The following is a 25,953-nucleotide window of genomic DNA, read 5'->3' on the forward strand; positions in this document are numbered from 1 at the left end:
CCGACGTGCGCTCCGCGGTCAGCCGACGGCGGCCTGGTAGCGCTCGAGCACCTCGGGGTGCGGGTCCGCGGGGATCGCCGTGGTCGGGATCGACCAGCCGGGCAGTGACCCGGTGACGACCCACGCGGCCTGACGGGCAGCGCCGGCGGCGACGTACTCGCCGGGTTCCGGCACGAGGACCTCGCGGCCGAACACCTGCGCGGCGACGACCCGGACGGCCTCGTTCTGTGCGGCACCGCCGATGAGCAGGAGTCGCTCGACCGTGACCCCCGTGCGCTCGACCGCCGCGAGGCCGTCGGCGAGGGCGCAGAGCATGCCCTCGACCGCCGCCCGGGCCAGGTGTGCCCGGTCCGTCGTCGACGGCGTCATGCCGAGCAGCGACGCGGTGGCGTCCGGTCGGTTCGGCGTGCGCTCACCGACGAAGTACGGCACGAGGACGAGCCCGTCGGCACCGGCCGGCGCCTGCAGTGCCAACCGCCCGAGCTCGGCGTGGTCGACGCCGAGCAGGCCGCCGACCACCTCGAGCACGCGGGCCGCGTTGAGCGTCGTGACGATCGGCAGGCGGGCACCCGTGGCGTCCGCGAAGCCCGCGACCGTGCCCGTCGGGTCCTCGATCGCGGTGTCGGTCACGCCGAACACCGTGCCGCTCGTCCCGAGGGACACCGCGACGTCGCCCGCCGCCAGGCCGAGGCCGAGTGCGGCGCCGGCGTTGTCCCCCGCGCCCGCGGTGACGACGAGCCCGCGGGAGGCCCGCGCACCGCCCGGCAGGTCGACGTCCTGCTCGAGCGTGCCCATCGCCGCGGACGGCGCGACCACGCGCGGCACGATCACCGCGTCGCCGTCGTCACCGGTCTCGGCCCCGCGCAGCGGACGGCCCAGGGCGAGCTCGAACAGCTCCGGGTCGTACTCGCGGCGGGCCGGGTCCCAGTAGGCCGTGCCGCTGGCGTCCGAGCCGTCGGTCGCCAGGGCGTCCAGGTCGGGGCCGAGCGGGCTCTCGTCCGCCGGGCCGTAGCCCCGGAGGCGCCAGGACAGCCAGTCGTGCGGGAGCGCGACCGCCGCGACGCGGGCCGCGTGCTCCGGCTCGGCGTCGCGGAGCCAGCGCAGCTTCGTGGCGGTGAACGAGGCCACCGGGACGAGACCCGTGCGGGCGACCCACGCCTCCCGGCCGAGTTCCTCGACCATCTCGGCGGCGGCGGCCGCGCTGCGGACGTCGTTCCAGAGCAGGGCCGGGCGGATCACACGGCCGTCGGCGTCGAGCACGACCATGCCGTGCTGCTGCCCGCCGATGCCGATCGCGGCGACGTCGTCGAGCCCGCCGGCGTCCGCGACGGCGGTGCCGAGGGCGTCCCACCAGGCGGTGGGGTCGACCTCGGTGCCGTCCGGGTGGGACGCGCGGCCGGAGCGGACGACCTCGCCGGTGGCGGCCCGCCGGACGACGACCTTGCAGGACTGCGTGGACGAGTCGACCCCGGCGACGAGGACGTCACCGGGGTCGGTCGCGCTGGAGGCGAGATCAGCCACGAGCGCCCATGAGGTGCTCGAGGGCGAGCTGCTGCAGCTTGACGAAGCCGAAGCCCTTGCCGCCGAAGTACGCGTCGGCGTCGAACTCCTCGTAGGCGGAGGTGTCGGCGAGGAAGTCGTCGTACGACTCTCCCGCGTTCAGCGTCGGCTGCGCGAGCTCGGTGACCTTCGACGCCTCGAGGGCTGCCTGCACCTCGGGGTCGGCGCGGAACGCCTGGGCACGCTCCTTGAGGAGCAGGTACATGCGCATGTTGGCCGCGGCCGAGTCCCAGACGCCGGTGAAGTCCTCGGTGCGGGACGGCTTGTAGTCGAAGTGACGCGGGCCGTCGTACGCGCGGCCGCCCTGCGGTGCACCGTGCTCCAGGAGGTCGACGAGCGAGAACGCGTTCTGCAGGTCGCCGTGACCGAAGACGAGGTCCTGGTCGTACTTGATGCCGCGCTGACCGTTCAGGTCGATGTGGAAGAGCTTGCCCGAGTACAGTGCCTGCGCGATGCCGGCGGTGAAGTTCAGGCCCGCCATCTGCTCGTGGCCGACCTCGGGGTTCACGCCGAACAGCTCGGGGCGCTCGAGGGTGTCGATGAACGCGATCGCGTGGCCGAGCGTCGGGAGCAGGATGTCGCCGCGGGGCTCGTTCGGCTTCGGCTCGATGGCGAACTTGATGCCGTAGCCCTTGTCGGTGACGTACTGGGCGAGGAGGTTGACGGTCTCGCGGTAGCGCTCGAGCGCCGCCTGGACGTCCTTGGCGGCGTCGTACTCGGCGCCCTCGCGGCCACCCCACATGACGAACGTCTCGGCACCGAGCTCGGCGGCGAGGTCGACGTTGCGGAGCACCTTGCGGAGCGCGAACCGGCGGACGTCGCGGTCGTTCGAGGTGAAGCCGCCGTCCTTGAAGACCGGCGCGGAGAACAGGTTCGTGGTCACCATCGGGACGACGAGGCCGGTCGACTCGAGCGCGCCCTTGAGGCGGTCGATCTGGGTCTGACGCTCGGCGTCGGTCGAGCCGAACGCGAAGAGGTCGTCGTCGTGGAAGGTGAGGCCGTAGGCGCCGAGCTCGTCGAGCTTCTCGACCGCCTCGACCACGTCGAGCTGGGGGCGCGTCGGGCCGCCGAAGGGGTCCGAGCCGTTGTAGCCGACGGTCCAGAGACCGAAGGAGAACTTGTCGTCGCGGGTGGGCTGCACTGCCATGGGGTCTGCCGATCGTCGTCGAGCGGATTTGTTGTCAGCGAGAACATATGCGCTGCACCGGCCCGAGCGCAACCCCTCGACGGCGCGCCGACGCCCCGCCCCGCGCCTCCCGGCCGGGCGTCAGAGGTCGTAGACGCCGTCGAGGCCGCCGCCCGCGACCGGCCCGCGCAGGGCCCAGCCGCGGCGCAGCTCCGTCGTCGCCGTCCGGAACGCCGCCAGGACGTCGAGGCCCTGCCGGAGCATGCCCTGCAGCTGCAGTCCTTCGTACAGGGCGAGCAGCTGCACGGCGGCGCTCCCGGTGTCGACCGACGCCGCTTCCCGTCCGGTGGCGACGTCGCTGTCCAACAGCTGCCGGACCGTGCGGTGGAAGGCCTCGTACTGGTTCCGGTAGAACGGCGCCGCCGGGTTCAGCGGGTCCGCACCCGCGGTCAAGCTGCTGACCAGCAGGCGCATCATGCGGGGGTCGGCGAGGTTCGCCGCGATCAGGCGTTCCAGGAACGCGACGGCACCGTCCCCCGTGGCGTGCTCCAGCAGCGGCCGCAGACGGACCTCGTGCCACCGCATCACGGCGACGGCGAGCAGGCTCTCCCACGTCGGGAACTCGCGCTGCACCAGCTCCGGGGCGATCCGTGCCTGGGCCGCGACGGCGTCACCGGTCAGGTGCAGGCTGTCGCCGGTGCGGATGAGTTCGATGGCGGCCTCGGCGATGCGGATGCGGAGGCGTGCCTGCTCGAGGCGCTCGTCGTCCGCGGTGCCCGTTCCCGCCCCGGTGCCCGTTCCCGCCCCGGTGCCGGTGTCGACCCGGGGTGCCGTGTCGGTCGTGTCGGTCTCCGTGCCGGTGGCGCTGTCGGCGGAGCGGGCATCGGTGGTCATCGCAGCCTCGGTTCGTCGTTCGGCCCCCAAGGGTGGACGGGGCTGTGCACCGCCAGTCTGGCGAAGGTCCCCGCGGTGGTGCCTGCCCCAGTAGGCGGGGCAGCGACTGCGCGTGCTGCGATACTCGCTGCATGGGCGTCGACGCTGCGGGCGGGTCCGGCTCGCGGCCGACCCTCGGGACGATCGCCCGCCGGGCCTCGGTCTCGCTCGCCACCGTGTCGAAGGTCCTGAACGGCCGCCCCGGTGTCTCCGGTCCGACCCGGGAGCGCGTCGAACACCTGCTCGCCGCCTCCGGCTACGCCCAGCGGGACCGTCCGCCCGAGCCCGGGTCCCTCGTCGAGCTCGTCGTCGAGGACCTGGCCAGCGAGTGGTCGATCGAGATCGTCCGCGGTGTCGAGCAGGTCGCCCGGGAGCACGGCTACGCGCTGTCCCTCTCGGCGCTCGGCGCCGACCACGCCGTGGGTGAGGACTGGATCGCCGGCGTGCTGCACCGCCGCCCGGTGGCGGTCGTCCTGCAGTTCTCCGCCCTCACCGCGGGCCGACGCGACCAGCTCCGCGCGCGGGGCATCCCGTTCACGGTCGTCGACCCCGTCGGCGACCCGCCCGCCGACGTCCCCGTGGTCGGCGCGACGAACACCGCCGGGGGAGCGGCCGCGACGCAGCACCTGCTCGACCTCGGGCACCGCAGGATCGCCGCGATCGCCGGGCCCCTCGACATGCGCTGCGCCGCGGACCGGTTGGCCGGTCACCGCGCGGCGCTCGCCGCGGCCGGACGGGAGGCCCGGACCACCTCCGCCGGGACGGCTGCGGTCGACGACGGGGCGGCCGGGCACGTCGTCGTCGCCGACTTCAGCCGCGCGGACGGCGAGCGCGCAGCCCGTGTGCTCCTCGCGACGGCGCCCCGACCGACCGCGATCGTGACGGGCAACGACCTGCAGGCCCTCGGCGTGCTCGACGCCGCTCGGGCGTCCGGCCTGCGGGTGCCCGAGGACCTGTCGGTCGTCGGGTTCGACGACGTGGCACCGGCACGGTGGGCACGTCCGGCGTTGACGACGATCCGGCAGCCACTGCAGGAGATGGCCCAGCGGGCGACACGGATGGCGCTCCGCCAGCACGCGGGGGGCGCGACCGAGCCGGTGGGGGACCTCGACGACGGGCCGGTCCGGGTCGAACTCGCGACGGCGCTCGTGGTGCGCGACTCCACGGCCGCACCCGGTCCCGGGACGCGGGACGCGCCTCCCGTCCGACGCTGACGGCCGGCGCGGGCCGCGCAGGTGGGGTGACCGGTCGACGCGGCACCGCGGGAGCCGCGTCCGGTGCTCACAGGTCCGGCAGCCGGCGGCCCTGAGCGGTGTCGTTCCAGGTCGTCCGACCGCGTGCGTCCGTCCACGCGTGCAGTCCGCCGTGGCCCTGTGGGAGCCCACAGCGCCACCGGTCGAACACGCTCGGGCAGCGGTCCTCGGTCGGGATCGGGTCGGCCATCGATGTCCTCCAGTCGTCCGGGTCCGTCGCCCGGCTCTCTCCTCATGACGTGTTCGGAGGGCGTTCCGTCACGGATGGCGTCCGACCCGGTCCGGAGGTCCGTCGAGAGCGACCGCCCTGCTCGGTAGGGTCGGGCGCATGAGCATGGACCACGTCGACGTCGACTGGGAGCACGCCCGCGACACGAACCGCGCGAACTGGGACGACCGGGTGCCGATCCACGAGGGCGCCTACGCGCGCGACGCCTTCGCCGACCCGGCCCACCGGTCGGTCGTCGTCCGCGAGGACCTGCCGGCGCTCACGCCCTGGCTCCCCGGCCGGTCCCTCGACGGCCTGTACGTCTGCCACCTGCAGTGCCACATCGGCACCGACACCGTCTCGCTCGCGCGGGAGGGAGCGCGCGTGACCGGCGTCGACTTCTCGCACCCGGCGCTCGTGTCGGCGGCGGTGCTGGCCGAGCGGTCCGGGGTCGACGTCACGTGGGTCGAGTCCGACGTCCTCGACGCCCGCGCCGCGGTGACCGGTGACTTCGACGTCGTCTACACGAGCATCGGCACGATCTGCTGGCTGGCCGACCTGGACCGGTGGGCCGCCCAGGTGGCTGCACTCCTGCGACCCGGCGGGGTGTTCTTCATCCGCGACGGCCACCCGGCGCTGTACGCCCTGGACGAGGACGCCGACGAGCTCGTCACCCGCCACCGGTACTTCCCGGACGGGACCGCCCAGCAGTGGGAGGACGCGACCACCTACGCCGGCGACGGGACCGTGTCGCAGCCCCGCACGTACGAGTGGCCGCACCCGCTGTCCGAGATCGTGAACGCCCTGCTCGGCGCAGGACTCCGGCTCCGTCGACTCGACGAGGGCCGGACCCTGCCGTGGCGTTTCAGCTCCCGCATGGAGGAGACCGGCGACGGATCGTGGACGTGGCCGGAGCAGGACCGCGACCGCATCCCGACCACCTACACGATCGTCGCCACCCGCGGCTGACCCGGCGACGGGGAGCGCTGCAGGCCGCGGTGCCTCACCCGCGGAGCGCCCGTGACCGGCGCGCCCTGCGCGACCGTGCCACGAAAGTTTTCCGATCCTGTCGTCCGGCTTGTCCCGGCCACCCGCGGTCCCTACCGTCGACGGCGGACGCACGATGCGAGGGAGCATGCGATGACGGACGACCGGTTGCGGGTCGCGATGATCGGCCACGGCTTCATGGGGGCCGCGCACTCGCAGGCGTGGCGGGTGGCGCCGCGGTTCTTCCCGCTCGACCGCGAGCCCGAGATGACGGTCGTCGTCGGGCGCGACCCGGAGCGCACCGAGGCCGCCCGTGCCCGCTTCGGCTGGCAGCGCGCGGAGACGGACTGGCGGCGCGTGGTCGAGGACCCGGACATCGACGTCGTCGACGTCTGCTCGCCCGGGTCGTCGCACGTCGAGGTCGCGATCGCGGCCCTCGAGGCCGGCAAGCACGTCCTGTGCGAGAAGCCCCTCGCCAACACCGTCGCCGAGGCGGAGGCCATGGTCGCCGCCGCGGAGTCCGCCGCGGGACGCGGGGTGCGCTCGATGGTCGGCTTCAGCTACCGCCGGGTCCCCGCGCTCGCGTTCGCCCGCCGGCTCGTGCAGGCCGGCCGGATCGGCGAGGTCCGTCAGGCGCGGGCGCTGTACCTGCAGGACTGGCTCACCGACGCGGACGGGCCGATGACGTGGCGGTTGGACGCCGCGCTCGCCGGGTCCGGCTCGCTCGGGGACATCGGCGCGCACGCCGTGGACCTGGTCGAACACATCACCGGTGCGACCCTCGGCGCGGTGAGTGGGACGCTCGAGACCTTCGTGCACGAGCGACCGCTGCTCGCGGACGGCGTCGGCCTGTCCGGCACCGCCTCCGAGGAGCGCGGACAGGTCACCGTCGACGACGCCGCCTGGTTCCTCGGCCGACTGACGGGAGGCGCGGCGCGGCCGGGCGGGACCGTCGCCTCGTTCGAGGCCACCCGGTACGCGACGGGGCGGAAGAACGGCCTGACGATCGAGATCAGCGGGTCCACGGGCGCGATCGTGTTCGACCTCGAGGCGATGAACGAGCTCCGCGTGTACGACGCGACCGCACCCGCCGGGGAGCAGGGCTTCCGGCGGGTGCTCGTCACCGAGCCCGAGCACCCGTACATGGCGAACTGGTGGCCGACCGGACACACGATCGGGTACGAGCACACCTTCGTGCACGAGGTCGTCGACTTCGTGACCGCGATCACCACCGGGCAGCAGCCCGAACCGTCCTTCGCCGTCGGGCTGCACGTGCAGGACGTCCTCGATGCCGTGCAGCGGAGCGCCACCGACGGCAGCGCGTGGACCCCCGTCACGGCCCGATGACCCGCCCCCACCCGATGACCGACCCTTCCCCCGATCCGCAAGGAGCACCCAACGTGCAACGCCAGGCACTCGTCGTCCGCGGCGGCTGGGACGGGCACATGCCCGTCGAGACCACCGAGCTCTTCATCCCGTTCCTCCGCGACAACGGCTTCGGCGTCCGCGTCGAGGAGGGCACCGCGGTGTATGCCGACCAGGCGGTCATGGACGCCACCGACCTGGTCGTGCAGGTGAACACGATGTCGACGATCGCCGACGAGGAGTTCGCCGGGCTGCAGCGGGCGGTCCTCGCCGGCACCGGCATGGCGGGGTGGCACGGCGGCATCGCGGACTCGTACCGGGCGAACGCCGACTACCTCCACATGATCGGCGGCCAGTTCGCCCACCACGCGGGCAAGCACCCGTCCGAGCGGGTGGGTGAGCAGTCGGACAACTACATCCCGTACACCGTGCACATCACCGACCTCGGTCGCGAGCACCCGATCACGCAGGGCATCGACGACTTCGACCTGGTCAGCGAGCAGTACTGGGTGCTCAGCGACGAGTACGACGACGTCCTCGCGACCACCACCCAGGAGGCCCGGAGCTGGGACGCCTGGAACCGTCCGGTGACCTCGCCGGCCATCTGGACACGGCAGTGGGGGAAGGGGCGGGTCTTCGTCTCGGCACCCGGGCACCGCATCGAGATCGTCGAGTCGCAGCCGGTCCGCACGATCATCGAGCGCGGTCTGCTGTGGGCCGCCCGATGAGCGCCACACCCCTCCGCGTCGGCATGGTCGGCGTCGGCACCATCAGCCGCCAGTACCTCGAGCAGTTCCCGTCGCTGCCCGACCTCCGGCTCACCGCGGTCGCCGACCTCGACAGCGAACGAGCGGCTGCGGTCGCTGCCGAGCAGGGCGTGCAGGCGCTCGGGGTCGACGAGCTGCTCGCGTCCGATGACGTCGACGTCGTGCTGAACCTGACGATCCCGGCCGCGCACGCCGACGTGGCGCTCCGGGCGCTCGCCGCCGGCAAGCACGTCTACGGGGAGAAGCCGCTCGCACTGAGCACCGCCGAGGCAGCTCCGGTCCTCGCCGCCGCCGAGGCCGCGGGCCTGCGGGTCGGCAGCGCGCCGGACACCGTCCTCGGCACCGGCGTCCAGACCGCCCGTGCCGCGCTCGACGAGGGGCGCATCGGCACGCCGGTCGGGGCGGCGGTGTCGTGGAGTGCGCCCGGCCACGAGCTCTGGCACCCCGCACCCGGCTTCTACTACCAGCCGGGCGGCGGACCGCTGCTCGACATGGGCCCGTACTACCTGACGAGCCTCGTCACGTTCTTCGGCTCCGTGGTGCGGGTCAGCGGCAGCACGACCCGGTCGACCCGGGAGCGCACGGTCGCCACCGGCCCGGACGCCGGCCGGGTCCTGCCGGTCGACGTCGACACCCACGTCGTCGCGGTCCTGGAGCACGAGGGCGGGGTCGTCTCCACGATGACGGTGTCGTTCGAGGTCTGGGCGACCGAGGCACCGCTGTTCGAGGTGCACGGCACCGCCGGCTCGCTGTCGGTCGCCGACCCGAACCGGTTCTCGGACCCGACCAGGATCGCCACGGCCGAGGACCGGACGTTCCGGGAGCTGCCGGAACTCGCGGGCCACCGGGACGCCGGTCGCGGTGTGGGCCTGGCGGACATGGCGCGGGCGATCGCGTCGGGGGAGGAGCACCGGGCCTCCGGTGCGCTGGCGTTCCACGTGCTCGACGTCATGGAGTCCGTCGCGACCGCGGGGCGGACGCACGCGGTCGTCGACGTCGCGAGCCGTGCCTCCCGGCCGGCACCGGTCCCGCTCACGGAGCCAGGCGGACGGGCCGCGTCGCACCGCGCGCCGCGCTGAGCGACACTCCACGGGGGTGCGCCCGCGCACGCAGTCGCCCAGCGCGGAGGACGACCTGCCCGTCCGCCTCCGGCGGGTGCGGGTGTGCAGAAATGAGGAACCCCGGCCGTCACACTTGCGTGCGCTGCGCCGGGGGCTGTGTGGCTAGGTTAGGTCGCCGGAGTCTGCTGTGCAACTGAGGAGGCCCATGCGACGACTGAAGGCAACGGTTCCGGCGCCGAGGCTGGCGCCGTACGAGATGGCGTGCCACGGCACCGATGCCGACCCCATCGAGTTGTACCGATGGGCAGCGTCGGTCGGGTTGGCGATGTTCGACGACCTCGGCACGCTGGAGGTCGCCATGCGATCCGCCATGGCCCGGGAACTCGCCACCGCGCACGGACTGCGCTGGTACAGCCGGACCGACATCCTCGACGACGACACGCTCAGACTCGTGAAGGACGCATGGCGAGTGGCTCGACTCGGCCGTTTGGCCCAACCCGACGAGGTCGTGCACGGGAAGCTCGTGTCGACGCTGATGTTCGGCTTCTGGGTGAAGATCCTGGGACGCGGCACCTGGCAGGGCGAAGGTCCGGACCGGCAGCGCCGGATCTACGACACGACGCTGTGGAAGCCTGCCCTGCGACACGCCTTCCCGAACGTCGGAGCCGTTGACCGTGCGCTGGTCGAGACAGCAGCACGCCGCGTGCAGGCTCTCCGGAACAGGATCGCCCACCACGAGCACATCATCTGGGGCGTCCCGTTGCCCGGGGAGAAGAACGCTGATGGCTCCGTCGTGCGTCTTCCGCTCGGCGAAGCGCACGCAGTTCTCCTCGCGTTGGCGGGCTACGTCGACCAAGGCCTCGAGAGTTGGCTGCGCTAGCACAGTCGAGTCGACGAGCTGATGGCCACCTGCCCCGTTCCCCGCCGCTCGCTCCTCCTCCGCTGATCCGCTGCCGTCCCGGGAAGCGTTCCGCGACGGACGGCGATCAGGTCGGGTTCGCCGCCTGCGGTTCCGCCGCGACGTCCTCCTGCACCGCGAACTGGGTCCGGTGCAGCTCCTCGTACCGTCCACGCGCCGCCAGCAGTTCCTCGTGCGTCCCGCGCTCCACGACGGAGCCGTCCTCGACGACGAGGATCATGTCGGCGCTGCGGATGGTGGAGAGGCGGTGCGCGATCACCATCGCGGTCCGGCCGTCGAGCGCCTCGCTGAGCGCGGCCTGCACCGCGGCCTCGGACGTGGAGTCCAGCGCGGCCGTCGCCTCGTCGAGGATCACGACGCGCGGTCGGGCGAGCAGGAGCCTGGCGATGGTCATCCGCTGGCGCTCACCCCCGGACAGCCGGTACCCACGCTCGCCCACCATCGTGTCCAGCTGGTCCGGCAGGGACCGGATGAGCGGCTCGAGCCGCGCTCGGCGGACGGCGTCCCACACCTCGTCGTCGGACGCCTCCGGCCGCGCCAGACGCAGGTTGGCGCCGATGGTCTCGTGGAAGAGGTGACCGTCCTGGGTCACCATGCCCAGGGTGTGCCGCATGGAGGCGAACGTGACGTCGCGGACGTCGGTCCCGCCCAGCCGGACGGCGCCGCTGTCGACGTCGTACAGGCGCGCGAGGAGCTGCGCGATCGTGGACTTGCCGGCACCGGAGGTCCCGACGAGGGCGACGGTCTGTCCGGGCTCGATCCGGAAGGACACGCCGTGCAGCACCTCCTCGCCGCCACGGGTGTCCAGCGTGGAGACCTCCTCGAGGGAGGCGAGGGACACCTTGTCGGCGGACGGGTAGGCGAAGTGGACGTCGTCGAACTCGACGGCCACGGGACCGTCGGGGACGGTGACCGCGTCGGGCTTCTCGCGGATGAGCGGTTCGAGGTCGAGGACCTCGAAGACCCGCTCGAAGCTCACCACCGCGCTCATGATCTCGACCCGAGCGTTCGCGAGACTGGTCAGCGGCACGTACAGACGGGTGAGGAGGAGCGCCAGGGTGACCACCGCGCCGGTGTCGAGCTGGCCGGCGAGCGCCAGGAAGCCACCGAGCCCGTACACGAGGGCGAGGGCGAGGGCGGACACGAGCGTCAGCGCGGTGACGAAGACGAACTGCAGCATCGCGGTCCGGACCCCGATGTCGCGGACACGGGCGGCGCGCACGCGGAACTCCTCGGACTCCTCGTCGGGGCGGCCGAACAGCTTGACGAGCGTGGCACCGGGTGCCGAGAACCGCTCGGTCATCTGCGTGCTCATCGCGGAGTTGTGGTCGGCGGCCTCCCGGCGCAACGCGGCCAGGCGGCTGCCCATGCGGCGCGCGGGGATCAGGAAGACCGGGAGCATGACCACCGCGAGCACCGTCACGAGCCAGGACGTGCTGAGCATGACGGACAGGGTGAGGACCAGTGCCACGAGGTTCGTGACCACGCCGGAGAGCGTGCCGCTGAAGGCCTGCTGCGCGCCGATCACGTCGTTGTTCAGGCGACTCACGAGGGCCCCGGTGCGGGTGCGCGTGAAGAACGCGATCGGCATCTTCTGCACGTGGTCGAAGACGGCGGTCCTGAGGTCCAGGATCACGCCTTCGCCGATCCGCGCCGAGTACCAGCGCGTCACGAGCGACACGACGGCGTCGCCCACCGCCACGAGCGCGATGACGACGGCGAGCCAGACGATCGTGGCGACCGCGCCCCGGGCGACGATGACGTCGACCACCCGGCCGGCGAGCACCGGCGTCGCCACGGCGAGCACGGCTCCCACGACGGAGAGGGCGATGAAGACGACGAGCTTGGCCCGGTAGGGCACGGCGAACGTCAGGATCCGCCGCACCGACTCACGCGAGAAGCCGTGTTCGCCGTTCTTGGCGGTCGACATCTTGTACAGCGAGCTCCAGGCCGCGCTCTCCATGCTCATGGCAGTTCCCTCCGTGGCGACAGGCCGACGAACGGGTCGGGGTCACCCGAGCTCGGGGCCTCCCCAGCGGCGGCGAGCACGCAGTCAGGATACGGCGCGGGCGGCAGGAGCACGCAGCCCACGAGTCCGCGGCCCCGTGGCGCGCTCCATCCGTCCGCGGGGCTGACGAGTGCTTGCGCGAAGCGCTTCGACACTGTTAGCGTCGCCGTCGCGAGCTCGTCGAAGCGCTTCACAAGCCCTTCGACGGCCGACCGCGAACGACGACGACCGGCACGAGGAGGTGCGCAGATGGTGACGATCCACGAGGTGGCGAAGGCCGCAGGCGTGTCGATCTCGACCGTCTCCTACGCCCTCTCCGGCAAGCGCGCGATCTCCGCCACCACCCGGGCCCGCATCGACCAGGCCGTCGCCGAGCTCGACTACCGTCCGAACGCCGGCGCCCGGATGCTCGCCGGGGCCCGGACGAACATCCTCGCGCTGTCCGCCCCGATCCGGGAGGACGCGCACCTGCCGACGCACATGCGCTTCGTCACCGCGGTGGTCGAGGCCGCCCGGGCGCACGACGACGACGTGCTCCTGCTCGCCCGCGACGACGAGGTCACCGGCATCCGCCGCGTGGTGGACAGCTCGTTGGTGGACGGCGTGGTCGTGCTCGGGGTGTCCACGGACGACGAGCGCGCCGAGGTCGTCCGCCGATCCGGCGCTGCGGCCTCGTTCGTGGGTGTCCCGGGCGACACCACCGGGCTGACGTGCATCGACCTGGACTTCGCCGAGGCCGGACGGGCATCCGTCCGGCAGCTCGCCGCCGCCGGGCACCGCAGCATCGGGGTCATCGGGCACCCGGCCACGTACGTCGAACGGCACACCGGCTTCATCCGCCGCTTCGCCGACGCCTTCGAGGACGAGTGCCGCGCCGCCGGCGTCGCCACGCTGGCGCTGTACCCGTCCCTCGACCGCGCCGACCAGCGCCGTGCGGCGGACGAGCTGCTCGCCGGTCTGCCGGACATGACGGCGCTCGTGTTCCACTGCAACGAGCCCGTCGTCGAGGCCGTCCTCGCCCACCTCGTGTCCCGGGGTGTCCGCGTCCCGGAGGACGTGTCCGTCCTCGCCGCGTGCGCGAGCTACGACACCGACGTGCTCGAGGTCCCCCTGTCCACCATCCCCCTCCCGCTCGAGGAGATGTGTCGCGGTGCCGTGGAGGGCGCCGTCCGTCAGGTCGACGGTGCCCGTGAACCGGGCGTCACGCTCCTCCGACCGCGGTTCATCGACCGCGGGTCCATCCGACCGGTGCACTGACCGGCACCGCTCAAGGGCGCTCTCGACGGTCCGTCGTCGAAGCGCTTCGACAACCGAACCAGCCCCATCCCCCTACAAGGAAGTAGCGACATGAAGAAGTCACGCCTGCTCGGCGCACTCGCCGGGCTCGCCGCGACCGCCGTCGTCCTCACCGGCTGTTCCGCCGGCGGGAGCGCCGACGACCGCAGCAACGAGGACGGCAAGACCCTGAAGCTCTGGCACTTCGAGTCCGAGGACTCCGCCATGGGCAAGGCCTGGAAGGAGTCGATCAAGGTCTTCGAGAAGGAGACCGGCGCGAAGGTCGAGTTCCAGGAGAAGAGCTTCGAGCAGATCCGGAAGACGGCCAGCCAGTCGCTCAACTCCGACCAGGCCCCGGACCTGATCGAGTACAACAAGGGCAACGCCACGGCTGGCCTGCTCGCCAGCCAGGGCCTGCTCAGCCCGCTCGACGACGCCGTGGAGAAGTACGGCTGGGACGACAAGCTCGCCAAGTCGTTGCAGACAACGGCTCGGTACGACGAGAAGGGCGTGATGGGCTCGGGCTCCTGGTACGGCGTGCCCGACTACGGCGAGTACGTCGAGTTCTACTACAACAAGGAGCTCTTCGAGGAGTACGGCGTCGAGGTCCCGAAGACCGAGGCCGACCTCGAGAAGGCCATGGCGACCTTCGAGTCGAAGGGCGTCACGCCGCTCGCCGAGTCCGCGGCGGAGTACCCGCTCGGCCAGCTCTGGTACCAGCTCGCGCTGACCAAGGCCGACCGGGACTGGGTCGACGACTACCAGCTGTACAAGAACCCCGTCGACTTCTCGGACGAGCAGATCAGCTACGCCACGAAGACGATCAAGGACTGGACCGACAAGGGCTACATCTCCGCCGACGCCACCGGCATGAAGGCGGAGGACGCGGGCACCGCCTTCATCAGCGGCAAGTACCCGATGTTCTTCTCCGGCTCGTGGTGGTACGGCCGCTTCGGCACCGAGATGAAGCAGGACTGGGGCACGTTCCTCTACCCCGGCGCCGAGATGTCGCCCGGCTCGTCGGGCAACCTCTGGGTCGTCCCGACCAAGGCGAAGAACAAGACGCTCGCCGAGGAGTTCATCGACATCACGCTCCGTCCGGAGATGCAGGCGATCATCGGCAACAACGGTGGCGTCCCGGTCGCGGCGACCGAGTCCGACATCACGGACGAGAAGAGCAAGGAACTCATCGCCAACTTCAACACGCTCACCGAGCGTGACGGCCTGGCGTTCTACCCCGACTGGCCCACCTCGACCTTCTACGACCAGCTGAACGCCGGTCTGCAGAGCGTCCTGAACGGCAGCAGCTCGCCCAAGCAGGTCAACGAGGAACTCGGCCAGCAGTACGCCGACGGCGTGAAGGCCGTCACCGGCTGACCCGCGGGTCTTCGGACCACCACGGTCGCTGACGCGACCACCAGCCTGGAGGCGCGGTGCCGGCCCGACCCGCACCGCGCCCCCCGGCCCCCTCACCCCCGCACGACCCCCACCTCCCCGGAAGGGAAGCCCGACGATGGCGTCCAGTCCTCCTCTCGCGCCGCTCCGCGGCCGCGTCCCCCGCCCCCGCCGCCGCGACGACGGCGCGATCATGCCCGCCTCCGGCCGCGGCAGCTACTGGTTCTACCTGCTGCCCGGCTTCGTGCTCCTGGCGGCGATCATCCTCGTGCCGCTCGGCTGGAACGTGTACCTGTCGTTCACGAACTACCGCGGGATCCTGCCGCCGCAGTTCACCGGCCTCGACAACTGGCGCCGGCTCATGGCGGACGGCCAGTTCTGGATCTCGTTCCGGAACAGCATCGTGATGATCCTCGCGATGGTGATCGTGCCGACCAGCCTCGGCCTCGTCCTCGCAGCCGCGCTGTTCGACGTCATCGGCAAGAAGTTCGGCGGCAAGCTCGCGAGCTTCCTCCGCGCCACCTACTACCTCCCGCAGATCCTGCCGGCCGTCATCGCCGCGATCGTCATCGGGTGGATCCTCCGCCCCGAGAACGGCGCCCTCAACGCGGTGCTCGGCGCGGTCGGACTCGACGGTCTGCAGCACAACTGGCTCGGCAGCCCGGACACCGCACTGCTCTCGGTCGCGGTCGTGCTCGTGTGGGTGCAGATCGGGTACCCGGTCGTCGTGTTCATGGCCGCCCTGCAGCGCGTCGACCCCGAGCTCTACGAAGCCGCGGAACTCGACGGCGCGAACTGGTTCCAGCGCTTCCGCTCCATCACCGTCCACATCATCCGGCCCGAGATCTTCGTCGTCGTGCTCACCTGCACGATCGCGGCGCTCAAGGTGTTCGGCCCCGTCTACGCCCTGACCGGCGGCGGCCCGGGCAACGCGACCATCGTGCCGAGCTACTACTCGTACAGCCAGTTCTTCCAGGCGCAGCAGGTCGGCTACGGCGCGACCATCGCCACCGCCCTGACGGTCGTCATCGTCATCGTCGCCATCGGGTTCATCGCCGCCCAGAACCGGGCCGAACGCAAGGAGGAGGCACGATGACCGTGTCCGCACCCGACACCAGGGCGACCGTGACCGCGGACGCAGGACGGGCCTCCCGGCCAACGACGAAGCCGCGCAAGCGGCCGGGCGAAGGCGGGGTCAAGCGGCCCGCCGACTGGGTCGTGCTCGCCGGCGGGGTCGTCATCGCGGTGCTCATCGCCGCGCCGTTCCTGCTCATCCTGCTCAACTCGTTCAAGACGCCCGCGGACTACGCGGCCGGCGGGCCGCTCGCCTGGCCGTCCCAGCTGTCCTTCGACGGCATCACGACGTTCTGGAACCGGGTCGACTTCCCGCTGAAGCTCTGGAACAGCGTGTTCATCAGCGGCATGGTGGCGCTGCTCGCGGTGCTCATCTCGATCCTCAACGCGTTCGCGATCGGCATCGGCCGGGTCCGCTACCGCACCTGGATCGTGGTGCTGTTCATGCTCGCGAACATGCTGCCGCAGGAGGTGCTGCTCTACCCGCTCTACATGATGTTCAAGGGCATCGGGCTGTACGACAACGTGTGGAGCGTCATCATCGTCTTCACGGTGATCCAGTCCGCGTTCGGCACCTACCTGCTGTCGAGCGTCTACGGCACCTTCCCGAAGGAGATCCTCGAGGCCGCGGCGCTCGACGGCGCGGGTCGCTGGCGGGTGCTCTGGCGGGTCATCGTCCCGATCAGCCGCCCGACCCTGTCGGTCCTGCTCATCTTCTTCTTCATCTGGACGTGGAACGAGTTCCTCATCCCGCTGACCTTCCTGGTCAGCAACGACAACCAGACGGTCCCCGTCGCGATCTCCCTGCTGCAGGGCGACCGGCTCATGGACGTCACGACCACGAGCGCCTCGGCCCTGCTCGGGCTCATCCCGACGCTCGTGTTCTTCCTCATCTTCCAGCGCACGCTCGCGCGCGGCATCACGGCAGGAGCGGTCAAGTAATGAAGTTCACCGACGGGTTCTGGCAGCTCAGGCCCGGAGTCCACCCCGTGTACGCCGCCGAGGCGTACGACATCGACGCACGGCAGTCGCCCGAGGGCGACCGCCTGGTCGTCACGGCGCCGACCAAGGTCATCGCGTCGCGGGGCGACACCCTCAACCGTCCGACCCTCACCGTCTCACTGTCCAGCCCCATGGAGGGCGTGGTCACCGTCCGCGTCGAGCACCACCGCGGCCGCCGACCCGAGCTGTCGTTCGACCTGGTCGGCCAGGAGGCGGGGCACGGCTCCGTCACGGTGGAGGACGGCGTCGGGACCCTCACCTCCGGCGACCTGTCGGCCGTCGTCACGCCCGGAGCCCCGTGGGACCTCCGGTTCCTGTCCGAGGGGCGGGTGCTGACCGGCTCCGGGCACAAGTCGCTCGGGTACGTCACGCTCGAGCCCGGCGCCGAGGTGTCGCGCGGGGTCGTCGGCAACGCCCGGGTCCAGGGCGCGGACGCCCCCGCCTCGGACACGTTCGTGCACGCGCAGCTCGACCTCGGCGTCGGGGAGCTCGTCTACGGCCTCGGCGAGCGCTTCGGGCCCCTCGTGAAGAACGGGCAGACCGTCGACATCTGGAACGCCGACGGCGGCACGTCGAGCGAACAGGCGTACAAGAACGTGCCGTTCTACCTGACGAACCGCGGGTACGGCGTGCTCGTCGACCACCCCGGGCACGTCTCGTTCGAGGTCGGGTCCGAGACCGTCGAGCGCGTGCAGTTCTCGGTGCCGGGGGAGTCCCTCGTCTTCCACGTCATCGGCGGGGGCAGCCCCGAGGCCGTCCTCGAGCGCTACACCGCGCTCACCGGCCGGCCGGCGCACGTGCCGGCATGGTCGTACGGCCTGTGGCTGTCGACCTCGTTCACGACCGACTACGACGAGGCGACCGTGACCTCGTTCGTCGACGAGATGGCCGCGCGCCAGCTGCCCGTCTCGGTGTTCCACTTCGACTGCTTCTGGATGCGCGAGTTCACCTGGTGCGACTTCGAGTGGGACCCCCGGGTGTTCCCGGACCCCACCGGCATGCTCGGACGCCTGCACGACAAGGACCTGCGGGTCTGCGTGTGGATCAACCCGTACATCGGCCAGGCGTCGGCGCTGTTCGACGAGGCGGTGGAGGGCGGCTACCTCGTGATGAACCCCGACGGCACCGTCTGGCAGTGGGACCTCTGGCAGGCCGGCATGGGCCTCGTCGACTTCACGAACCCCGAGGCCACCGCCTGGTACCAGTCGAAGCTCCGCGCGCTCGTCGAACAGGGCGTCGACTGCTTCAAGACCGACTTCGGTGAGCGCATCCCCCTGGACGTCGTCTACGCCGACGGCAGCGACCCCGAGCGCATGCACAACCTCTACACGCAGCTGTACAACCAGGCCGTGTTCGAGGTGCTCGAGGAGACCCGCGGGAAGGGTGACGCCGTCCTGTTCGCCCGGTCCGCCACCGCCGGCGGCCAGCAGATGCCGGTGCACTGGGGCGGTGACAACACCTCGTCGTTCCCGTCGATGGCCGAGACGCTCCGCGGTGGGCTCTCGCTCGCACTGTCCGGCTTCGGGTTCTGGTCGCACGACATCGGCGGCTTCGAGGGCACGCCCGACCCGGCCGTGTTCAAGCGCTGGGTCCAGTTCGGACTCCTGTCGTCGCACAGCCGGTTCCACGGCAGCAGCTCGTACCGGGTGCCGTGGGCGTTCGACGAGGAGGCGGTCGACGTCACGCGGATCTTCACCGAGCTGAAGCTCCGGCTGATGCCGTACCTGTACGCGGCCGGGCTCGAGGCGTCGGCGCGGGGCATCCCCGTCATGCGTCCGATGCCCCTGGCGTTCCCGGACGACCCGACCGCGGCGTACTGCGACCGGCAGTACATGCTCGGCGCGGACCTGCTCGTCGCGCCGGTGTTCAGCGCGTCGGGCGAGGTCGAGTACTGGTTGCCCGCGGGCTCGTGGACGAACTGGTTCACCGGCGAGGTCGTCACCGGCGGGGTCTGGCGGCGTGAGCAGCACGGCTTCGACACCCTGCCGCTGTGGGTCCGCGAGGGTGCCGTGCTCCCGCTGTCCACGCGCACCGACCGGCCGGACCACGACTACCACGAGGCGCTCGAGTTCCGGGCGTTCCCGGGCTCCGCGGGTGCCGGTGCCCGGTCGGTCGTGGTGACGGCGCCGGACGGCCGTGCGGTGACCTACGACGTCGCCTACGCCGCCGTCGGCACGGTCAGCGTCGCCGGCTGACCCGTGCCGGACCCCGCCTCGGCGGACGTGCTCGTGCCTCCCGGAGGCAGCGTCACGTCCGTGAGGCGGGGTTCCACAACCATCAGTGTGATGTATTGCATTGGAGTACCGGCGCGGGGTACCTTCCGATCACCGGCCTGAACGAGCGCATCAGGTCGTTCTCCGATCGGAAGGAAGACCTGGAATGGCTCTTTTGCAGAACGTCGCTACGGTCGTCGCCGGAGGCGCCCTCCTCGCCGGCGCGGTCGTGCTCGGTTCATCGGCAGCGACCGCTCACGACGTCGTGCCGATGAAGCAGGAACAGAAGGCTTCGGTCATCGTGCCGACGAACGGGGTGCAGGATCGGCTGATGGCGATCACCACAGCCACGGCGACGGAGCCCCGGAAGCTCTGCGAGTACGAGTCCCCTCAGGGCTGCGTGGGGTGGTATCCGAACGCGAACACGTGCCGGGACATCTCGCATCACGGCACCCCTGCACAGATCCGGGCGTGCCTTCTCTGGTCGGGCTTCGGCTCGCGCGGCTAGGCCGACCGATGTGGTGGTGGGTCGCTACTGGTGCGGCATCGGTCGGAGGGCTCGTCTTCTGGGTGTGGATCTGGCGGTTCACCGACTTCGGACACCGATCGCGCGACTTCGAGCAGAGCGACCAGGAGATCGCGGCCGCGCTGCGAGAAGCGCAGCGCGGCCGGGACACGGGCCAGTTCTACGGGCATCACTGAACCTCCATCCGGCTCCCGCCCCCGATGGCTCGCACTACGCTGACGGGACCACGACGGATCGGAGCGGACATGACGGAGGCGAGCACTGCCTCCCGTCCGGTGCGCACCACGGACGTCGTCCGGCGGCGCAACCTCGCCCGGGTCCTCCGGCTCGTGCACGAGGGCGGGCCGATGCCGCGCTCGGCACTGACCCGTGAGACCGGCCTGAACCGGTCGACCGTCGCCGCGCTCGTCGGGGAACTCGTCGAGCTCGGCCTCGTCGTCGAGGGGGACGCGCCGCCCGCGACCGGCGTCGGCCGTCCGAGCGCGACCGTGTCGGCGTCCGCCGAGGTCGTCGCCCTCGCGATCGTCCCCGAGATCGACGCCGTCACGCTGGCCGTGATCGGTCTCGACGGCACGGAGCACGAACGTCGTACCGTCCGGACCTCGACCGTCTCCACTCCGGACGAGGCACTGACCATCGCCACCGACCTCGTCGCCGGTGCTGTGGGACGGCAACGGGACGCCGGCCGGCGGGTGGTGGGCGTCGCCGTCTCCGTCCCCGGCATCGTGCGCGTCGACGACGGCGTGGTCCGGTACGCACCGCACCTGGCCTGGCGGGACGAGGCCTTCGCCGCCCCGCTGACGGAACGCACCGGGCTGCCGGTCCGGGCTGCGAACGACGCGAACCTCGGTGTCACCGCCGAGTTCCTGTACGGGGCCGGCCGTGGCGCCACCGACGTCGTCTACGTCAACGGCGGCGCGAGCGGCATCGGTGGCGGGATCATCACCGGCGGCCGTCCGCTGACCGGCACCGACGGGTACGCGGGCGAGCTCGGGCACACCTTCGTCGCGGCCAACGGCATCCGGTGCCACTGCGGTGCTGTCGGGTGCCTGGAGACCGAGGCGTCCCAGGCGGCACTGCTCGACGCCGCGGGGCTCGGGATCGACGAGGCCGACCGGCTCGGGGAGGTCCTCGCCGACGGGCCCGGGCCGGAGCTCGGCGCGGTCGTCGAACGGCAGGTCACTGCACTCGCCGTCGCGATCCGCAACGTCGTGCACACGGTCAACCCCGACGTGGTCGTGCTCGGCGGGTTCCTCGGCACGCTCCTGCGCCACGTCGGGACCCGCCTCGAGGACGCCGTGCGGGAGCAGACGATGACGGCGATGGGGGAGGACCTCCGGATCGTGCCCGCCGAACTCGTCGGCAGTGTGCTGTTCCGCGGAGCGGCCGAGCTGGCCTTCGCGGCACTGCTCGCCGATCCGGCGGCCGGCTGAGCCGATCGGCCTTCATGGGACCGCAGGCCCGGCGCGAGCGAGCGCGGCGCCCGCGATCGGCGCTGGTCGGGGTTGGACCCGTGGACGCCCGCCGCAGTTCGGGTCAGGGGCGGGCGTCCACGGCCAGCGCGTGCCTCCGGGAGTGGCAGGCGCGAGTCGTCGCTCCGCGAGGTCAGGGTCCCTCGCGTGCCTTCCGGCTGGGCGACTCGGGGAACGCTACGCCGTCCGGCTGGACCGTGCCCAGGGTGCGCCGAGCGGCTCGTCCGACACCGACGGGCGCGGGGTCAGGCGGACCGGCGGCGCCGCGGGGCAGCGGAGCGTGGAGGTGCCTCGCGCAGTCGCGTCCCGACCTGTCCGAGGATGCGGGCGAGCGACTCGGTGTCCGCCTCGGACAGTGACGCGAAGAGGAGCTCCCGCACGAGTGCGATGTGCCCGGGGAACACGGCGGCGAGGACGTCGCGGCCGGCGTCGGTGATCGACACGACGACCCGGCGTTCGTCCTCGGGGGAGGCGGCCCGCGACACGAGTCCGCGCTGGTCGAGCAACTGCGCCTGGTACGTCAGCCCGCTCCGGCTGTAGACGACGCCGTCGGCGAGGTCGGTCATGCTCCGGCTCCCGCTCGGGGCGTCACCGAGTCGGGCCAGGAGCTGGAACTGCACGTAGCTGAGCGCTCCGACGTCCTTGAGCTGCTTCTCGACCGCGGGGCGGAGCAGCGCGCTGACCTCGGTGAAGGACAGGTAGGCGGACAGCTCCGCGGTGGTCAGTGGGCGTGGGGTCTCCGGCACGATCTCCATCCTACCTGTTGCTTCGAGTTCGAAGCAGTGGTACGTTCCTGGCAAGTGCTTCGAACTCGAAGCAAAAACGAGAGGAAACGACCATGAAGGCCATCCAGTTCTCCGAAGTCGGCGGCCCCGAGGTGCTCCGCACCGTCGACGTCGAGCAGCCCACTCCCGGTGCCGGCGAGGTGCGCGTGCGCGTCGCCGCTTCCGCGTTCAACGCCGCCGACAACGGCATGCGAGCGGGGTTCCTCCCCATCCCGGTCGTCCTGCCGCACGTCCCCGGCTACGACGTCTCCGGCACGGTCGACGCCCTGGGCTCCGGCGTCGACGGGCTCGCCGTCGGTGACGCCGTCATCGGGTTCCTGCCGATGGAGCGCGACGGCGGCGCTGCCGAGTACGTCATCGCACCCGCCGAGGCCCTGGTGCACGCACCGACGAGCATCCCGCTCGAGGACGCCGCGGCGCTGCCGTCCGTGGCACTCACCGCGTGGCAGGCACTCGTCGACGACGGTGGACTCGAAGCCGGGCAGCGCCTGCTCGTCGTCGGAGCCGGTGGCGTCGTCGGGAAGTACGCGGTCCAGCTCGCGAAGCAGTGGGGTGTGCACGTCATCGCGACCGCGAGTCCCCGCAGCGCCGACGCCGTCCGGGCAGCGGGCGCGGACGAGGTCGTCGACCACACGACGACCGACCTCGCCGACGCCGTCACCGGACCGGTCGACGTCCTGCTCAACCTCGCCCCGATCGAGCCCGAGGAGTTCACCCGTCTCGTCACCCTCGTCCGTGACGGTGGCGTGGTCGTGAGCACCACCGCCTGGATGGCCGCTCCCGACGACGCCACCCGCGGGGTCCGCTCCGCCGTCGTGTTCGTGCTGCCGAACCGCGACCGCCTGGCGCGACTGGCCGCGATGGTGGACGACGGCTCGCTCCACGTCGAGGTCACCCGCCGCATCCCGCTCGACGCACTGCCGGCCCTGCACGCGGAGGCGAGCACAGGGCGCATCACCGGCAAGGTGGTCGTCCTGCCCTGAGCCGCACGAGCCCCGGGGTGGTCGTCAGCGTCAGCGGGTCGGCTCCGCCTCCGGCGCGGGCCGGGGTCCGGGTCAGGTCAGCGGCCGCGCCACCACGCGTGGTCGCGGTCCCGCAACGCGACCCGGGCCCGCCGCGCCCACCGACGCGTCGGCGTGGCACGGCGGCCGTTCACCCGGAAGGTGTGGAAGGCACGGCGGGTCCGGAGTGCGGCGGACGCCAGGCTCGAGAACGGCCGCGCGGAGACCCGCACCGTGAGCCTGCGGTCGGCCAGCACCCGCCACGCGGGGTCGAGCTGCATGCTCAGGTCGATGTCGTCGTGCACGTCCGGGTCCTCCCGGTGCACACGGTCGCGGACGGCGAGCCACGCCGAGCGACGGACCGCGGTGGCGGACCCGAAGATCGGCGGGCGGCCGAGTGCGCCGTGCATGAGCACGAAGTACGGCCCCATGTAGAGGACCGGCCAGAGCGCACGCACGACGGGCCCGGCGTCGGAGGGACGGCCGGGACCGGTCACGGCGACGACGTCCGGGTCCTCGAGCAGGTCGAGCGCGGCCGCGATCCAGCCGGGCGGCGGAACCGAGTCGGCGTCGAGACGGACGATGACGTCACCGCTCGCCGTGTCGTAGCCGACTGATGCCGCGCGGGAGATCCCGGGGACCGGCTCGCTGCGGACCACGGCCCCGGCCGCGCGTGCCACCGCCGCACTGTCGTCCGAGCTGCCGTTGTCCACCACGACGAGCTCGTCCGCGGGATGGGACTGGGCGGCCAGTGCGGCGAGGCATCGCCGCAGGTGCTCGGCGTCGTTCCGCACCGGGATCACGACCGAGACGGAGGGCATGGCCCGAGCCAACCCGGAGGGCACTGGGAAGAACCCGCGATCCAGGCGCGGTCTGGCGTTCTGGGGAGGATCGCGCCCGGGATCCGCGTGGATCGGCGTTCCTGGAGGTCGTCCCAGTGTCCGGCGCGCAGGTTCGGATCCACACGCCGTGGGTGCACCGCCCTCGGTGACGAAGAAGACCGGAAGGCCGACCATGACCACGAACCCACCCGGGAACGACTCCGGGACGCCCATCCACGACGCCACGGCTGCTGCCGAGGGGCACGAGATCCACCCCGGCGTCACGGTTCCGTCCTACGCCAGCGGCACGCCCGTCGAGCGCCCGTCCGGCTTCGACGACCTCGAGCCGCTCGACGCCGTCCCCGCCGACACCCAGCTCACCGCCGGCACCTCCGCCGCGGACAGCCTGACCGCCACGCCGTCCGCCTCGTCGGGTCACGACGACTCGGACTCGAGCGGTGGCAAGGCGAAGGCCCAGGCCGCCAAGGGCGCCGCCTCCGACGTCGCTGGTGACGCCAAGGAGAAGGCCGCGAACGTCGCCGGCACCGCCAAGGAGCAGGCCGCGAACGTCGCCTCCGAGGTGTCCGACCACGCCCGCCAGCTCTTCGGCCAGGCGTCCGGCACCCTGAAGGACCAGGCGGCCGGCCAGCAGCAGCGTGCCGCCGGTGGCCTGCGCACCATCGGTGACCAGCTCGGCAAGATGGCCGAGAACGACGACGAGCAGGGCCTCGCGGCGAAGGTCGTCCGCGACCTCTCCAGCCGTGCCAGCTCGTTCGCCGGCTACCTCGAGGGTCGCGAACCCGGCACGCTCGTCGAGGACGTGAAGTCCTTCGCTGCACGCCGTCCGGGTGCCTTCATCGCGATCGCCGCCGGCGCGGGCATCCTCGCTGGTCGCCTCACCAAGGCGCTCACGACGGAGATCAAGCACGAGAAGGAAGCCGAAGCGCGCAGCGCCGACCTGACCTCCGGCACCGCGGGCTACGACGCCACCCCGACCAGCACCACCGGGTACGACACCACCGGGCTCGGGACCGCGGGCACGACCGGCTTCGGCACCACTGGCACGACCGGGACGACCGGGACGGGGCCGCTCGTATGAGCGAAGCCTTCCCCGGCGCGACCGGTGGGACGGTGCCCGGGCAGCCGACGCCCGAGGAGCGCGCCGCGACGACACCCCTCGGCGAGCTCCTCTCCGAAGTGTCGCGTGACCTCTCGACCCTCTTCCGGCAGGAGGTTGCGCTCGCCAAGGCCGAGCTGACCGACTCCGCGAAGAAGGCCGGCAAGGGGGCGGGCATGTTCGGCGGCGCAGGCGTCGCCGGGCTCTTCGCCCTGCTGTTCCTGACCATCGCCGCGTGGTGGGGCCTCGGCTACCTCATCGGCAACGCATGGTCCGCAGTGATCATCGCCGTCATCTACGCGATCGTCGCGGCGGTCCTGGCATCCCGCGGCCGCAAGGAGATCAAGCAGATCAACGGCGCCCCGCAGACGGTCGAGACCGTCAAGGAAGTCCCCGAGACACTCAAGCCCAACACCGGGAGGAACTGATGAGCACCCCAGACGAGATCCGCGCAGACATCGAGCGCACCCGCGGCGCACTCGGCTCGGACGTCGACGCGCTCGCCGACAAGGTGAGCCCGTCGCAGATCGCCCACCGCCAGACCGAGAAGGTCAAGGGCAAGTTCCAGGACGTCCGTGAGTCGGTCATGGGTGCTGCCGGCAGCGCTCGCGACTCCGTGATGGGCGCTGCCGACTCGGCTCGCTCCAGCGTCTCGGGCTCCGGCTCGAACGCCGCCGGGACCGTCAAGGACACCGCCTCGCGCGGCGTCGAGAAGGCGAAGGGCAACCCGCTCGCCGTCGGCCTCATCGCCTTCGGTGTCGGCTGGCTCGCGTCGTCGCTCCTGCCGTCCTCCACGAAGGAGGAGGAGCTCGCCGGTGAGCTGAAGGACAAGGCAGCGCCGCTCGTCGACAAGGCGAAGGAGCAGGCCAAGGAAGCCAGCGCCCCGCTCGTCGACGCCGCCAAGGAGCACGCGCAGGACCTCAAGGGCACCGCGCAGGACGCGGCCCAGACGGTCAAGGACGAGGCGCAGGGCGCCGCGGCCGACGTCAAGGACAACGCGCAGTCGTCCGCGGACGACGTCCGCAACGCCTGACGGACACCGTTCCAGACGGGAGGCCCGGTACCAGCTGGTACCGGGCCTCCCG

General features: G+C 71.9%; 25 protein-coding genes. 18 read left to right on the plus strand and 7 right to left on the minus strand.

Annotation, left to right across the window (positions count from 1 at the left end; genetic code table 11):
- Positions 1–18 precede the first annotated feature (18 nt).
- The 3 genes from xylB to DEJ34_RS01335 all read right to left on the minus strand — a co-directional run bounded on the left by xylB (position 19) and on the right by DEJ34_RS01335 (position 3,580).
- Positions 19–1,521 (minus strand): xylulokinase, encoded by a 1,503-nt coding sequence (xylB, locus tag DEJ34_RS01325; protein WP_110910665.1) that lies wholly within the window; start codon positions 1,519–1,521, stop codon positions 19–21.
- Entirely contained in the window at positions 1,514–2,707 is a 1,194-nt protein-coding gene (gene xylA / locus DEJ34_RS01330; RefSeq protein WP_110910664.1) for a xylose isomerase, read from the minus strand. Before xylA ends, xylB begins: the two co-directional genes overlap by 8 nt.
- 120 nt (positions 2,708–2,827) lie before the next feature.
- Positions 2,828–3,580 carry a TetR/AcrR family transcriptional regulator gene (locus DEJ34_RS01335; RefSeq protein WP_110901932.1) on the minus strand — a complete coding sequence of 251 codons (753 nt, stop codon included), beginning with the start codon at positions 3,578–3,580 and terminating at the stop codon, positions 2,828–2,830.
- 131 nt (positions 3,581–3,711) lie between these two features.
- On the opposite strand from DEJ34_RS01335, the gene DEJ34_RS01340 reads away from it, so the two are divergent.
- Positions 3,712–4,833, plus strand: coding sequence for a LacI family DNA-binding transcriptional regulator (locus tag DEJ34_RS01340; protein WP_110910663.1), 1,122 nt, complete (start codon positions 3,712–3,714; stop codon positions 4,831–4,833).
- Positions 4,834–4,900: 67 nt separating this feature from the next.
- Here the strand turns inward: DEJ34_RS01340 and DEJ34_RS01345 are convergent, their stop codons facing one another.
- Positions 4,901–5,062, minus strand: coding sequence for a hypothetical protein (locus DEJ34_RS01345; RefSeq protein WP_181419509.1), 162 nt, complete (start codon positions 5,060–5,062; stop codon positions 4,901–4,903).
- Positions 5,063–5,200: 138 nt separating this feature from the next.
- Between DEJ34_RS01345 and DEJ34_RS01350 the strand changes: the two genes are divergently transcribed.
- The 5 genes from DEJ34_RS01350 (at position 5,201) to DEJ34_RS01370 (ending at position 10,140) form a co-directional block, all read left to right on the plus strand.
- Positions 5,201–6,049: a class I SAM-dependent methyltransferase gene (locus DEJ34_RS01350; protein ID WP_110910662.1), complete on the plus strand. Its 849-nt coding sequence runs from the start codon at positions 5,201–5,203 to the stop codon at positions 6,047–6,049.
- Positions 6,050–6,220: 171 nt separating this feature from the next.
- Positions 6,221–7,414: a Gfo/Idh/MocA family protein gene (locus DEJ34_RS01355; RefSeq protein ID WP_110910661.1), complete on the plus strand. Its 1,194-nt coding sequence runs from the start codon at positions 6,221–6,223 to the stop codon at positions 7,412–7,414.
- A 98-nt stretch (positions 7,415–7,512) separates the two neighbouring features.
- Positions 7,513–8,160: a ThuA domain-containing protein gene (locus DEJ34_RS01360; RefSeq protein ID WP_258368212.1), complete on the plus strand. Its 648-nt coding sequence runs from the start codon at positions 7,513–7,515 to the stop codon at positions 8,158–8,160.
- Entirely contained in the window at positions 8,157–9,278 is a 1,122-nt protein-coding gene (locus tag DEJ34_RS01365; RefSeq protein ID WP_110910771.1) for a Gfo/Idh/MocA family protein, read from the plus strand. The genes DEJ34_RS01360 and DEJ34_RS01365 overlap by 4 nt, the downstream gene beginning before the upstream one ends.
- A gap of 187 nt (positions 9,279–9,465) precedes the next feature.
- Positions 9,466–10,140 carry a hypothetical protein gene (locus DEJ34_RS01370; RefSeq protein ID WP_146236865.1) on the plus strand — a complete coding sequence of 225 codons (675 nt, stop codon included), beginning with the start codon at positions 9,466–9,468 and terminating at the stop codon, positions 10,138–10,140.
- Between the two features lie 106 nt (positions 10,141–10,246).
- Here DEJ34_RS01370 and DEJ34_RS01375 read toward each other — a convergent pair whose 3' ends face one another.
- The gene (locus DEJ34_RS01375) at positions 10,247–12,148 is read right to left on the minus strand and encodes an ABC transporter ATP-binding protein (RefSeq protein ID WP_110910659.1); all 1,902 of its coding nucleotides are present in this window, start codon (positions 12,146–12,148) and stop codon (positions 10,247–10,249) included.
- A 288-nt stretch (positions 12,149–12,436) separates the two neighbouring features.
- On the opposite strand from DEJ34_RS01375, the gene DEJ34_RS01380 reads away from it, so the two are divergent.
- The 8 genes from DEJ34_RS01380 to DEJ34_RS01415 all read left to right on the plus strand — a co-directional run bounded on the left by DEJ34_RS01380 (position 12,437) and on the right by DEJ34_RS01415 (position 21,105).
- A complete protein-coding gene (locus tag DEJ34_RS01380) occupies positions 12,437–13,444 on the plus strand; it encodes a LacI family DNA-binding transcriptional regulator (RefSeq protein ID WP_110901936.1) in 1,008 nt (335 codons plus the stop codon).
- A gap of 90 nt (positions 13,445–13,534) precedes the next feature.
- The gene (locus tag DEJ34_RS01385) at positions 13,535–14,839 is read left to right on the plus strand and encodes an ABC transporter substrate-binding protein (protein WP_110825560.1); all 1,305 of its coding nucleotides are present in this window, start codon (positions 13,535–13,537) and stop codon (positions 14,837–14,839) included.
- 211 nt (positions 14,840–15,050) lie between these two features.
- Positions 15,051–15,953 carry a carbohydrate ABC transporter permease gene (locus tag DEJ34_RS01390; RefSeq protein ID WP_110891462.1) on the plus strand — a complete coding sequence of 301 codons (903 nt, stop codon included), beginning with the start codon at positions 15,051–15,053 and terminating at the stop codon, positions 15,951–15,953.
- The gene (locus tag DEJ34_RS01395) at positions 15,950–16,873 is read left to right on the plus strand and encodes a carbohydrate ABC transporter permease (protein WP_110825558.1); all 924 of its coding nucleotides are present in this window, start codon (positions 15,950–15,952) and stop codon (positions 16,871–16,873) included. Before DEJ34_RS01390 ends, DEJ34_RS01395 begins: the two co-directional genes overlap by 4 nt.
- Positions 16,873–19,128 (plus strand): alpha-xylosidase, encoded by a 2,256-nt coding sequence (yicI, locus tag DEJ34_RS01400; RefSeq protein WP_110911995.1) that lies wholly within the window; start codon positions 16,873–16,875, stop codon positions 19,126–19,128. Before DEJ34_RS01395 ends, yicI begins: the two co-directional genes overlap by 1 nt.
- Positions 19,129–19,312: 184 nt before the next feature.
- Entirely contained in the window at positions 19,313–19,654 is a 342-nt protein-coding gene (locus tag DEJ34_RS01405) for a hypothetical protein (protein ID WP_110911994.1), read from the plus strand.
- Positions 19,655–19,662: 8 nt separating this feature from the next.
- Positions 19,663–19,848: a hypothetical protein gene (locus tag DEJ34_RS01410; RefSeq protein WP_110901944.1), complete on the plus strand. Its 186-nt coding sequence runs from the start codon at positions 19,663–19,665 to the stop codon at positions 19,846–19,848.
- A gap of 69 nt (positions 19,849–19,917) precedes the next feature.
- Complete coding sequence (locus DEJ34_RS01415; protein ID WP_110911993.1) at positions 19,918–21,105, plus strand: ROK family transcriptional regulator; 1,188 nt, start codon at positions 19,918–19,920, stop codon at positions 21,103–21,105.
- 284 nt (positions 21,106–21,389) lie between these two features.
- Here the strand turns inward: DEJ34_RS01415 and DEJ34_RS01420 are convergent, their stop codons facing one another.
- Positions 21,390–21,899: a MarR family winged helix-turn-helix transcriptional regulator gene (locus DEJ34_RS01420; protein WP_110825555.1), complete on the minus strand. Its 510-nt coding sequence runs from the start codon at positions 21,897–21,899 to the stop codon at positions 21,390–21,392.
- An 83-nt stretch (positions 21,900–21,982) separates the two neighbouring features.
- On the opposite strand from DEJ34_RS01420, the gene DEJ34_RS01425 reads away from it, so the two are divergent.
- Complete coding sequence (locus DEJ34_RS01425) at positions 21,983–22,912, plus strand: NADP-dependent oxidoreductase (RefSeq protein ID WP_110825554.1); 930 nt, start codon at positions 21,983–21,985, stop codon at positions 22,910–22,912.
- Positions 22,913–22,989: 77 nt separating this feature from the next.
- Here the strand turns inward: DEJ34_RS01425 and DEJ34_RS01430 are convergent, their stop codons facing one another.
- Positions 22,990–23,751 (minus strand): glycosyltransferase family 2 protein, encoded by a 762-nt coding sequence (locus tag DEJ34_RS01430; protein WP_110911992.1) that lies wholly within the window; start codon positions 23,749–23,751, stop codon positions 22,990–22,992.
- Between the two features lie 193 nt (positions 23,752–23,944).
- Between DEJ34_RS01430 and DEJ34_RS01435 the strand changes: the two genes are divergently transcribed.
- The 3 genes from DEJ34_RS01435 to DEJ34_RS01445 are packed head-to-tail and all read left to right on the plus strand — an operon-like array spanning position 23,945 to position 25,901.
- On the plus strand, positions 23,945–24,850 hold the full coding sequence (locus DEJ34_RS01435; RefSeq protein WP_110911991.1) for a hypothetical protein: 906 nt from the start codon (positions 23,945–23,947) through the stop codon (positions 24,848–24,850).
- Positions 24,847–25,296 carry a phage holin family protein gene (locus DEJ34_RS01440; RefSeq protein WP_110825551.1) on the plus strand — a complete coding sequence of 150 codons (450 nt, stop codon included), beginning with the start codon at positions 24,847–24,849 and terminating at the stop codon, positions 25,294–25,296. Before DEJ34_RS01435 ends, DEJ34_RS01440 begins: the two co-directional genes overlap by 4 nt.
- Positions 25,296–25,901 (plus strand): DUF3618 domain-containing protein, encoded by a 606-nt coding sequence (locus DEJ34_RS01445; RefSeq protein WP_309146397.1) that lies wholly within the window; start codon positions 25,296–25,298, stop codon positions 25,899–25,901. Before DEJ34_RS01440 ends, DEJ34_RS01445 begins: the two co-directional genes overlap by 1 nt.
- The last annotated feature ends 52 nt before the right edge of the window (positions 25,902–25,953 follow it).

Origin of the sequence: Curtobacterium sp. MCPF17_050, from assembly GCF_003224435.2 — a bacterium.
GTDB lineage: Bacteria > Actinomycetota > Actinomycetes > Actinomycetales > Microbacteriaceae > Curtobacterium.

Bases quoted from the DNA above. Each gene is read 5' to 3' on its own strand.
- xylA (WP_110910664.1), bottom strand. From the start codon at position 2,707: ATGGCAGTGCAGCCCACCCGCGACGACAAGTTCTCCTTCGGTCTCTGG.
- DEJ34_RS01335 (WP_110901932.1), bottom strand. From the start codon at position 3,580: ATGACCACCGATGCCCGCTCCGCCGACAGCGCCACCGGCACGGAGACC.
- DEJ34_RS01340 (WP_110910663.1), top strand. From the start codon at position 3,712: ATGGGCGTCGACGCTGCGGGCGGGTCCGGCTCGCGGCCGACCCTCGGG.
- DEJ34_RS01345 (WP_181419509.1), bottom strand. From the start codon at position 5,062: ATGGCCGACCCGATCCCGACCGAGGACCGCTGCCCGAGCGTGTTCGAC.
- DEJ34_RS01350 (WP_110910662.1), top strand. From the start codon at position 5,201: ATGAGCATGGACCACGTCGACGTCGACTGGGAGCACGCCCGCGACACG.
- DEJ34_RS01355 (WP_110910661.1), top strand. From the start codon at position 6,221: ATGACGGACGACCGGTTGCGGGTCGCGATGATCGGCCACGGCTTCATG.
- DEJ34_RS01360 (WP_258368212.1), top strand. From the start codon at position 7,513: ATGCCCGTCGAGACCACCGAGCTCTTCATCCCGTTCCTCCGCGACAAC.
- DEJ34_RS01365 (WP_110910771.1), top strand. From the start codon at position 8,157: ATGAGCGCCACACCCCTCCGCGTCGGCATGGTCGGCGTCGGCACCATC.
- DEJ34_RS01370 (WP_146236865.1), top strand. From the start codon at position 9,466: ATGCGACGACTGAAGGCAACGGTTCCGGCGCCGAGGCTGGCGCCGTAC.
- DEJ34_RS01375 (WP_110910659.1), bottom strand. From the start codon at position 12,148: ATGAGCATGGAGAGCGCGGCCTGGAGCTCGCTGTACAAGATGTCGACC.
- DEJ34_RS01380 (WP_110901936.1), top strand. From the start codon at position 12,437: ATGGTGACGATCCACGAGGTGGCGAAGGCCGCAGGCGTGTCGATCTCG.
- DEJ34_RS01385 (WP_110825560.1), top strand. From the start codon at position 13,535: ATGAAGAAGTCACGCCTGCTCGGCGCACTCGCCGGGCTCGCCGCGACC.
- DEJ34_RS01390 (WP_110891462.1), top strand. From the start codon at position 15,051: ATGCCCGCCTCCGGCCGCGGCAGCTACTGGTTCTACCTGCTGCCCGGC.
- DEJ34_RS01395 (WP_110825558.1), top strand. From the start codon at position 15,950: ATGACCGTGTCCGCACCCGACACCAGGGCGACCGTGACCGCGGACGCA.
- yicI (WP_110911995.1), top strand. From the start codon at position 16,873: ATGAAGTTCACCGACGGGTTCTGGCAGCTCAGGCCCGGAGTCCACCCC.
- DEJ34_RS01405 (WP_110911994.1), top strand. From the start codon at position 19,313: ATGGCTCTTTTGCAGAACGTCGCTACGGTCGTCGCCGGAGGCGCCCTC.
- DEJ34_RS01410 (WP_110901944.1), top strand. From the start codon at position 19,663: ATGTGGTGGTGGGTCGCTACTGGTGCGGCATCGGTCGGAGGGCTCGTC.
- DEJ34_RS01415 (WP_110911993.1), top strand. From the start codon at position 19,918: ATGACGGAGGCGAGCACTGCCTCCCGTCCGGTGCGCACCACGGACGTC.
- DEJ34_RS01420 (WP_110825555.1), bottom strand. From the start codon at position 21,899: ATGGAGATCGTGCCGGAGACCCCACGCCCACTGACCACCGCGGAGCTG.
- DEJ34_RS01425 (WP_110825554.1), top strand. From the start codon at position 21,983: ATGAAGGCCATCCAGTTCTCCGAAGTCGGCGGCCCCGAGGTGCTCCGC.
- DEJ34_RS01430 (WP_110911992.1), bottom strand. From the start codon at position 23,751: ATGCCCTCCGTCTCGGTCGTGATCCCGGTGCGGAACGACGCCGAGCAC.
- DEJ34_RS01435 (WP_110911991.1), top strand. From the start codon at position 23,945: ATGACCACGAACCCACCCGGGAACGACTCCGGGACGCCCATCCACGAC.
- DEJ34_RS01440 (WP_110825551.1), top strand. From the start codon at position 24,847: ATGAGCGAAGCCTTCCCCGGCGCGACCGGTGGGACGGTGCCCGGGCAG.
- DEJ34_RS01445 (WP_309146397.1), top strand. From the start codon at position 25,296: ATGAGCACCCCAGACGAGATCCGCGCAGACATCGAGCGCACCCGCGGC.